The sequence below is a fragment of the uncultured Algibacter sp. genome (assembly GCF_905480415.1).
Classification (GTDB): domain Bacteria; phylum Bacteroidota; class Bacteroidia; order Flavobacteriales; family Flavobacteriaceae; genus Algibacter_B.
Genome location: NZ_CAJQQI010000169.1, coordinates 1 through 2,697, shown reverse-complemented (window position 1 = coordinate 2,697; position 2,697 = coordinate 1). Strand labels below are relative to the sequence as shown.

At 31.8% G+C, this 2,697-nt stretch carries 4 protein-coding genes and 1 pseudogene; all 5 read left to right on the top strand.

Going from position 1 to position 2,697, the window contains the following annotated elements; translation table 11 throughout:
• Positions 1-95: pseudogene (locus tag QZ260_RS11680) on the top strand (dTDP-glucose 4,6-dehydratase); the annotation flags it as partial.
• Positions 96-110: 15 nt separating this feature from the next.
• Positions 111-977 carry a glucose-1-phosphate thymidylyltransferase RfbA gene (rfbA, locus tag QZ260_RS11675; RefSeq protein WP_295986437.1) on the top strand — a complete coding sequence of 289 codons (867 nt, stop codon included), beginning with the start codon at positions 111-113 and terminating at the stop codon, positions 975-977.
• Positions 977-1,522, top strand: a complete 546-nt coding sequence (gene rfbC / locus QZ260_RS11670; RefSeq protein ID WP_295986436.1) for a dTDP-4-dehydrorhamnose 3,5-epimerase — start codon at positions 977-979, stop codon at positions 1,520-1,522. Before rfbA ends, rfbC begins: the two co-directional genes overlap by 1 nt.
• Positions 1,519-2,382 carry a dTDP-4-dehydrorhamnose reductase gene (rfbD, locus tag QZ260_RS11665; protein ID WP_295986435.1) on the top strand — a complete coding sequence of 288 codons (864 nt, stop codon included), beginning with the start codon at positions 1,519-1,521 and terminating at the stop codon, positions 2,380-2,382. The genes rfbC and rfbD overlap by 4 nt, the downstream gene beginning before the upstream one ends.
• Before the next feature lie 194 nt (positions 2,383-2,576).
• Positions 2,577-2,697, top strand: a 121-nt coding sequence (locus tag QZ260_RS11660; protein WP_295986438.1) for an NAD-dependent epimerase/dehydratase family protein, incomplete at its 3' end; no start/stop codon positions are given.

Below are 2,697 nucleotides of genomic sequence, written 5' to 3'. Positions count from 1 at the left end.
AAAAAACAATAGATTGGTATTTAAGCAATGAAGATTGGTTAAATAGTGTTACTAGTGGCGCATATCAATCTTATTATAAAAAACAATATAATTAACGTTAAGGAATAATTATGAAAGGAATAGTTTTAGCAGGAGGTTCAGGAACACGGCTACACCCTTTAACACTAACAGTAAGTAAGCAACTCATGCCTATTTATGACAAACCCATGATATATTACCCTATTTCGACTTTGATGTATGCCGGAATACATGAAATATTAATTATTTCTACACCCAAAGACTTGCCTTTATTTAAAGATTTGTTGGGAGATGGTGAAAAATATGGTTGTAAGTTTGAATATGCAGTTCAAGAGTCGCCAAATGGATTGGCAGAGGCCTTTATTATTGGGGAAGATTTTATCGGAGAAGATAAAGTTGCTTTAATATTAGGAGATAACATCTTTTACGGAACAGGTTTAGCTAAACTTTTGCAGGCAAATAATAACCCTAAAGGGGGAGTTATTTATGCGTATCGTGTGCATGATCCAGAACGTTATGGCGTTGTAGAATTTAATGAAGAAGGGAAAGCGATTTCTATCGAAGAAAAACCAGAACACCCTAAATCAAACTATGCGGTACCCGGAATTTATTTTTATGATAATACGGTTGTCGATATAGCTAAAAACATTAAACCAAGCCATAGAGGAGAGCTTGAGATTACTGATTTAAATAGGATTTATTTAGACCAAGGAAAACTTAGCGTAAGTATACTGGACAGAGGAACAGCTTGGCTAGATACAGGAACCTTTCAATCGCTTATGCAAGCCTCTCAATTTGTAGAGGTGATAGAAGAACGACAGGGTTTAAAGATTGGGGCTATAGAAGCCGCTGCTTTCGAAATGGGTTACATAAGTGAGAATCAATTTAAAGCTTTAGCAGAACCTCTGCTTAAAAGCGGATATGGTAAAAATTTATTAGGATTACTTAAAACTAAATAATGATTGTAAAAGAAACTAATTTAGAAGGATGTTTCATTATTAAGCCCAAAGTCATTCAAGATAAAAGAGGGTATTTTTTGGAAAGTTTTAACCAAGCTGTTTTTAAGGAAGGCTTAAACAGGGATATAAATTTTGTTCAGGATAATGAGTCTTATTCTTCAAAGGGCGTTTTAAGAGGGTTACATTATCAAAAAGGAGATTATGCGCAAGCAAAATTAGTGAGAGTTATAAAAGGAAAAATATTAGATGTCGTTGTTGATCTCAGAGCTGATTCTCCTACCTTTTCCAAGCACATGAGCATAGAATTATCAGAAGATAATAAAACACAATTGTTTATCCCAAGGGGCTTTGCTCATGGGTTTTTGGTATTGAGTGACACTGCTATTTTTTCATATAAATGTGATAATTTTTATAATAAAGCATCCGAAGGCGGTGTTATTTATAATGATAAAGATTTAAACATTGATTGGAAGTTAGATGAAAAAGAATTTATAATTTCCGAAAAGGATTTAGAACTTCCAACTTTAAAAGAAGTTGTTTTATGACAACTATTTTAGTTACTGGAGGTAACGGACAATTAGCCAGTTGTATAAAGGATGTTGAAAAAGAGTATGACGATTTAAATATAATTTATACAGACCATCTAGAGTTAGACATCTGTGAATTGAATCAAATACAAACATTTTTTAAATCTAATCCCCAAATAAACTATTGTATTAATTGTGCAGCGTATACAGCAGTTGATAAAGCCGAAACGGAAGCAGAAAAAGCCTTTGAAATAAATGCAACAGGAGCAAAAAATTTAGCACAAGTCTGTAATGACCATGACGCTATTTTAATTCATGTTTCAACCGATTTTGTGTTTGATGGAGAAAAAAACGAACCTTATACAGAAACAGATGCAGCCAATCCTATTAGTGTATATGGAGCTTCTAAATTACAAGGTGAGGTAGAAATACAACAAGCTTTAAAAGAACATTTCATTATAAGAACCTCGTGGTTGTATTCTGAATATGGTAATAATTTTATGAAAACAATGTTACGATTAGCCGAAACACGAGATGGAATTAGTGTAGTGAGTGATCAAATTGGAACGCCAACTTATGCTGGCGATTTAGCAGAAATTATTATTCAGATAATAAATACAAAAACAGAAAAATACGGTATTTACCATTATAGTAATGAAGGTGTTGCAAGTTGGTTTGAATTTGCTAAGGAAATTTTTAAGCTAGCTAAAAATAAAATAAAAGTAAACCCCATTCCTAGTATAGAATATTTAACACCTGCTAAGCGACCAAAATATAGTGTTTTAGATAAAAAAAAAATAATCGATGTGTTTAAAATTGATATTCCGTTTTGGAGAGAGAGTTTAAAAAAAGTAATACTACAAGGAACATTTCAATAATTTTTATATGATTAAATCTCTTAAAAATAGAGGCTTATTATTTGCTTATGATTTTGCTGAATAGGTAATAATAGAAAACAACCTATTTTATAATATAAATCTTGTTAAAGAAAACAATTATATTATTTTTGCAAGGCCGCCGAAAAGCTCAGTTGGAGAGAATTAAAATGGGGAGTGCCCTTAAAATATTTTAAATGAAAATACTTGTTACTGGAGCTGCTGGTTTTATAGGGTTTCATTTGATAAAGAAACTGTGTCGAAGTTCTTGTCAGGTCCTAGGTTTAGATAATATCAATGATTATTATGATATTAATT